1 protein-coding gene is annotated in these 1509 nt (G+C 53.1%); it reads left to right on the forward strand.

Annotated elements, in window-relative coordinates:
• Positions 1–232 precede the first annotated feature (232 nt).
• A partial coding sequence (locus tag BCA33_RS19060; RefSeq protein ID WP_071268316.1) for a response regulator occupies positions 233–1509 on the forward strand: 1277 nt, incomplete at its 3' end.

Genomic DNA, 1509 nt, shown 5'->3' on the forward strand with positions numbered 1-1509 from the left:
GTTCTGACAGATTATTTTGAAACTCCTCCAGCAATGCGTCATAAGCGGCATAAATAACAGAGCCAACGGTTGCCAAACTGCCAAGTAGGATGATTACCGCCAGCCGGGTACCTAGAGATAAATGGTTCAAAACGTGCTCCTGTCTGGCTATTTGCCGGAAAACTTGCTTTGATTGAACAGTAAATGAGTCTGAATTCACAGCGTTTGCACGCGTTAATTAACAAGAGCCTTTATGCCTCAAAGCCCTTCTTCCGAGGTGCGGAAAAAACTGGAGATTCTTCGTAATCGTTTTCGGGATAAAACGATACGTGAAATTGAAGGGTTGGTCGCCAGTATCTTCAATGCATCCCAGAGCCCTGAAGCCATCAGTGAAGTGGTCGCTGCCTATCAGCTGTTACACAGGCTTGCGGGATCGGCTGGTACTTTAGGCTTTGCACAGCTTGGCGAGCAGGCTCGTAAACTTGAGATTGCCATAAAGCCTTTGGCAGACCAGGTAGCGGAAGGGGCTGACAGCGAGCGCATTCGACTTCAGTTAACTCAGCTGTTGGCAGGCGGCTGTGAAAACGACGTTGTTGGGCTTGGCAGCCTTTTGGGTGTGGCTGCACCTATATCAACCGAGTGGCACAAGCCCAGGCCAGCAGAGTCTGGCAACCAGTCTGTGCTGTTGATCCTTGAGCCCGACCAAGAGCTGACAGAACTTATATCTCAAGGCCTTGCGCTATACGGGTACCAGTTACGCAGCCTGAACCACGGCCAGCAATGGCCGGATAGCATGAACGATGTTGACCTGGTTTTGGTAAGGGACACGCTCTTACAGGATGAGCGCGCGCTCTGGCTGCCAAGACTGCGTAGTCTTCCGGTGATCTGCTTCAGCGAGGCTCACGACTTTACCACCCGTTACCGGCTGGCTTGTTTTGGCGTTGATGCGTGTGTGGATGAGCCCCAGGATATTCCGGCGCTTGCGGACCGGGTAGAGCAGCTTCTGGCTGAAGGGCTGGCTACGCTCACCGGCCGGGTTATGATTGTAGACGACGACAGTGAGTTGCTGGAACACTACCGGTTGGTTCTCGCAAGCGGCGGTTTGCAGGTGCGGACGCTTGATGATCCTTCACGCCTGCTGTCTGAGCTGTCGGAATTCCGGCCAGATATCCTGCTTATGGATGTCCAGATGGGGCAGTATGATGGGCCGATCCTGGCCCGGATGCTGCGATTTCAGGCCGAGTGGCTCAGCCTGCCCATTATTTTCTTTTCGTCTGAAGAAGATCGTGATCTGCAGTTAGATGTACTTGCCCGCGGTGGTGATGATTTTGTTACCAAGCCCGTATCTGATGAGTTCCTTGTGCGCACAGCAAGGATACGCTGTTACCGAGCCCGGCAGCTGAGTAAGTTGGTTTCGCTCGATAGCCTCACCGGCCTGCTGAAGCACGCTCTCGCCAAAATAGAACTTAACCGTGAATACGCGCGTTGTGCTCGCAGTGGGCATAGCTCCGTTGTAGTCATGCTGGATCT

Source organism: Marinobacter sp. AC-23 (genome assembly GCF_001858325.1).
Lineage (GTDB): Bacteria > Pseudomonadota > Gammaproteobacteria > Pseudomonadales > Oleiphilaceae > Marinobacter.